A 4555-nucleotide genomic window follows, 5' to 3' on the forward strand; every position below is an offset into this window, starting at 1 on the left:
AGGCGCACCGCGCATCATGCCGTTGATCGCCGGCGAATTGAAGACGCTGGTCGATGAAAAGGTTCTGGTGATCCTTGGCTGGATGAAGGCCGGCAAGATCGCCCGCACCGACCCGCATCATCTGATCTTCTCGATCTGGGCTACCACGCAGCATTATGCCGATTTCGACGTCCAGGTGCGCGCGGTGCTCGGTCCCGATAAGGGCGCAGCCGGACGCTACGAGGATGCGGCGCGATTTCTGGAGCAGCTGTTTATGGATGGGTTGCGGCCGAAGGACTGATCTGCCTCCAGTTCAGAACCGGTCGGCGCGACGACCTTTGTACCTCTACTCCGCCGGCTCCGGCACCTGCACCGGTGCTGGCTTGTGCATCGGGTTGTTCGGGTGCTGCGTCCAGTTGGCGTAGACCGGTGAAACCACCTTCTCCGTACGCTTGTCCAATTGCCCCGCCGCAAGCGGCACCATGTCGATGCAGCCGGAGACTGGGCAGACATTGACGCAGAGATTGCAGCCGACGCATTCCTCTTCGATTACCTCGAAGTGGCGCAGGCCTTCCACGATGTTGGTGATCGCCTGATGCGAGGTGTCTTCACAGGCGATGTGGCAGCGGCCGCACTTGATGCACAGATCCTGGTTGATGTGTGCCTTGGTGACATAGTTCAGGTTGAGATATTGCCAGTCGGTGACGTTGGGCGTGGCGCGCCCGATCACGTCGTCGAGCGTGGCGTGACCCTTCTCGTCCATCCAGTTCTTCAGGCCTTCGATCATCTCCTGCACGATCTTGAAGCCGTAGGTCATGGCTGCCGTGCAGACCTGCACATTGCCGGCCCCGAGCGCCAGGAACTCGGCGGCATCCCTCCAGGTGGTGACGCCGCCGATGCCCGAAATAGGCAGGCCGTGCGTTTCCGGGTCGCGCGCGATTTCGGCCACCATGTTGAGCGCGATGGGCTTCACCGCTGGGCCGCAATAGCCGCCATGGCTGCCGCGCCCGTCGATGGACGGTTCGGGTGAGAAGCTGTCGAGATTAACGGAGGTGATCGAAGAGATCGTGTTGATCAGCGACACCGCATCGGCACCGCCGCGCTTGGCAGCGCGCGCGGGATAGCGGATGTCGGTGATGTTGGGCGTCAGCTTCACGATCACCGGCATGCGGCTGTATTGCTTGCACCAGCGCGCCACCATTTCGATATATTCCGGCACCTGGCCCACGGCCGCGCCCATGCCGCGCTCACTCATGCCGTGCGGACAGCCGAAGTTGAGTTCGATGCCGTCGCATTCGGTTTCTTCAACCAGCGGCAGAATGGCTTTCCAGCTTTCTTCTTCGCAGGGCACCATGATGGAGGCAATCAGGGCGCGATCCGGCCACGCCTTCTTGACCTGCTTCATTTCCTGAAGGTTGAGTTGCAGCTGGCGGTCGGTGATGAGCTCGATATTGTTCAAGCCGAGCAAACGGCGATCGGCACCCCAGATGGCGCCATAGCGTGGCCCGTTCACATTGACGACCGGCGGCCCCTCCTCGCCCAGCGTTTTCCAGACCACGCCGCCCCAACCGGCCTGGAAGGCGCGGATGACATTATAGGCCTTATCGGTGGGCGGCGCTGATGCGAGCCAGAACGGGTTGGGTGACTTGATGCCGATGAAGGTGTTGCGGATGTCTGCCATGATCCGTCTCCTCAAACGCGTTCGAGCATGGCGGGCGCGACCGCCTCGCCCTGAGTCAGCGCGCGATGGATGCTTTCAGCGGCATCTCGGCCTTGCGCGGTTGCCGACACGGTAAGGTCTTCGCCAAGCGAGACACAGTCGCCGCCCGCCCACACGTTCGGCAGCGAAGTGCGGCCTTCGGCATCGATTCGGATCTTGCCGCCTTCGAAAGCGGTCGAGGCGCCGGAGCCGTTGAGCACATCCGGGCGGAAGCTCTGGCCGATGGCGCGGAAGACCTGGTCGGCTTCAATGGCCAGCGTCTCGCCCGTACCAGCCAGGCGATCGCCTTCGATGGTCGTGTATTCAAGTTCCAGCCCCACCACCTTGCCGCCTTCGTTTAGAACGCGCTTGGGTGCTAGCCAGTGGCGGATCACCACGCCGTTGGCGGTCGCCAGATCCTGCTCGTATTCCGACGCGTTCATGTTCTCCTTAGCCCGGCGATAGGCGATGGTGACCTCTTCCGCGCCGAGCAACTTGGCCTGGATGGCGGCGTCGATGGCGGTCATGCCGCCGCCGATCACGACAACGCGCCGCCCGATCGGCAGCACCGTCTTGTCTTCGGCCTGACGCAACGCGGCGATGAAATCGACCGCGTTCTCAGTGCCCGCCGCGTCTTCGCCTTCTGCCCGCAAGGCATTGACGCCGGCCAAGCCCATGCCGAGGAAGACCGCGTCGAAATCCGCCGTCAGCTCCGACAAGGAAAAGTCGCGACCGAGCATGCGGCCATGCCTGATCTCGATGCCGCCGATCCCAAGCAAATAATCCACCTCGGCCTGTGCGAAGTCGTTGGTGCTTTTGTAGGTGGCGATGCCGTATTCGTTGAGGCCGCCGGCTTTTGGACGACCTTCGAAGATCGTGACATCATGGCCATGCATAGAAAGGCGGTGAGCGGCGGCAAGACCGGCCGGGCCGGCACCGACCACGGCGACCCGCTTACCCGTCGTGGGCGCGCGGTTGTAGAACTGCTTGTTCTGCGCCATTGCAATGTCGGTTGCATATCGCTGCAACATGCCGATCTTGACCGGCTTGCCTTCAGCGATTTCGCGCACACAGGCTTCTTCGCACAGCGTTTCCGTCGGACAAACCCGGGCGCACATGCCGCCCATGATGTTCTGGTCGAAGATCGTCTTGGCCGCGCCAACCGCATTGCCGGTCGAGATTTCACGAATGAAGAGCGGGATGTCGATCGACGTCGGACAGGCCTGCATACAGGGTGCGTCGTAGCAGAAATAACAACGATCGCTTTCGACAAGCGCTTCGTGGCGGTCGAGCGGTGGATGGAGATCGGCGAAATTTTCGGCAAGCTGGGCCGGCGAGAGCCGTGCGCCCACAATGCCTTCCCTTGATAGGCGTGCGTCCATCGATGTTCCCCGTAGCTGGCTTTAACGCTGGCTTTTAAGGGACGCTACCACGTCAAAAATTTTTATCAACTGGTCAAAAACGGAGAAGAAGGGAAATAAAAGCGGACGAGTTTCCTCTTCTTTATGCGCGTCTACGCTTGTCCGTCATGAAGATTTGGTCTTATTCAACACCACTAATGAAGTGCAGGAGAGGGTTTGCATGGATCAGCGTCTTCAACCATCAAGTGAGCAGCGCGTTACCATCAGGCGATGGCCGAGCGAGATCCCGCTTTTCGTAGTGATCCTTGTCGTATCCATCATCTTGTGGATCGCGATCATCTTCGGAACGGTGGGCATTGGGCTGATCTATGCGCTGTTCTTCGGGCTGATCTTCTTCTTCGCACATCTTGCCTTGATCATGCATCTGCGCGGCAGCGCCATCCAGCTTGGACCCAACCAGTTCCCCGAAATCTATCATCGAGTGGTCGAGCTGTCGGCCAAGGCTGGATTGAAGAAGACGCCCGATGCCTACCTTTTCCAGGCTGATGGCGGGCTGAACGCATTTGCGACCAAGTTCTTCCGCAGCAGGATCGTCACCCTTTATACCGATCTTCTGGAAGCCTGCGGCGACGACACAACTGCGCGGGACATGATCATCGGTCACGAGATCGGCCATCTGCGGTCGGGCCATCTTAACTGGCAGCTTCTGACGGCGCCCGGCCGCATCATGCCATTCTTGGGCTCAGCCTATTCGCGTGCCTGCGAATTCACCTGCGACCGCTGGGGAGCAGCCCTTTGCGGCGATCCCGCGGGAGCCCATCGCGGCCTGATCATCCTGGCTGCCGGTGGCGTTTACAAGAAGAACGTCAATGTCGAGGCCTATATCGGGCAGCAGAGGACGCTGGATACCGGCTGGCTCACGATCGGCAAATGGCTGGCGCTTTATCCGCCCTTGTCGGCGCGCGTCGATGTCTTGTCGCGGCCCGGCGCCCGGCCCTATTCCTCGTGGAAGGGACCGCTGCGTGCATTGGGCATCATGGCCGCCTTCGTGCTGATCCCGATCGTCATCGCAACGTCCATTCCATTTGTTTTCCAGCCGATGCTGCGGGAAATGGGCGTGCTGAGCAATGACTTTGGCACCATTCTGTCGCCCGGCCTTGCGCCCCAGGACAGCTTCCGCCAACCCGGTTCTGACACCGATGGCAGTGCTGATCCCGAAGCCAATTCAGGCGTAGATGGCTCGCCTGCGACAGCACCGTCTTTCGCCTCGGTAGCCGAAATGCCCTCGCCGCAGCCTGCTCCGACGGTCGCGGATGAGCGCTTGAATGAACTCGCGCAGCAATGCCAGGCCGGCGAAATGCAGGCTTGCGACGACCTTTATAACGAGACTGATTTCGGCACACCTGCGGAACAGTATGGAAACACCTGCGGCGGTCGTCTGCCGGAAAACACCGAAGAGTGCGTGAGCCTCGTTGCGCAATAAGCAGGTCGCCATTCGTCTATAATGAAAAAGGGC

4 protein-coding genes are annotated in these 4555 nt (G+C 60.6%); 2 read left to right on the forward strand and 2 right to left on the reverse strand.

Translation table 11 applies throughout. The features are described from left to right. Positions 1–280: TetR family transcriptional regulator C-terminal domain-containing protein (locus RTX98_RS09825; RefSeq protein WP_312796290.1), on the forward strand; the 280-nt coding region annotated here is incomplete at its 5' end. Between the two features lie 45 nt (positions 281–325). Here RTX98_RS09825 and preA read toward each other — a convergent pair. Together preA and RTX98_RS09835 are read right to left on the reverse strand one after the other, a co-directional pair. After that, a complete protein-coding gene (gene preA / locus RTX98_RS09830) occupies positions 326–1660 on the reverse strand; it encodes an NAD-dependent dihydropyrimidine dehydrogenase subunit PreA (protein WP_312796291.1) in 1335 nt (444 codons plus the stop codon). Between the two features lie 11 nt (positions 1661–1671). Next, positions 1672–3060 (reverse strand): NAD(P)-dependent oxidoreductase, encoded by a 1389-nt coding sequence (locus RTX98_RS09835; RefSeq protein WP_312796292.1) that lies wholly within the window; start codon positions 3058–3060, stop codon positions 1672–1674. 199 nt (positions 3061–3259) lie between these two features. On the opposite strand from RTX98_RS09835, the gene RTX98_RS09840 reads away from it, so the two are divergent. Next, positions 3260–4522 carry a M48 family metallopeptidase gene (locus RTX98_RS09840; RefSeq protein ID WP_312796293.1) on the forward strand — a complete coding sequence of 421 codons (1263 nt, stop codon included), beginning with the start codon at positions 3260–3262 and terminating at the stop codon, positions 4520–4522. Positions 4523–4555: the final 33 nt, after the last annotated feature.

The sequence above is a fragment of the Tianweitania sp. genome, from assembly GCF_032053605.1.
Lineage (GTDB): Bacteria > Pseudomonadota > Alphaproteobacteria > Rhizobiales > Rhizobiaceae > Tianweitania.

Excerpts from the sequence above, each read along its gene's own strand:
- preA (WP_312796291.1), bottom strand. The coding sequence starts at position 1,660 with ATGGCAGACATCCGCAACACCTTCATCGGCATCAAGTCACCCAACCCG.
- RTX98_RS09840 (WP_312796293.1), top strand. The coding sequence starts at position 3,260 with ATGGATCAGCGTCTTCAACCATCAAGTGAGCAGCGCGTTACCATCAGG.
- RTX98_RS09835 (WP_312796292.1), bottom strand. The coding sequence starts at position 3,060 with ATGGACGCACGCCTATCAAGGGAAGGCATTGTGGGCGCACGGCTCTCG.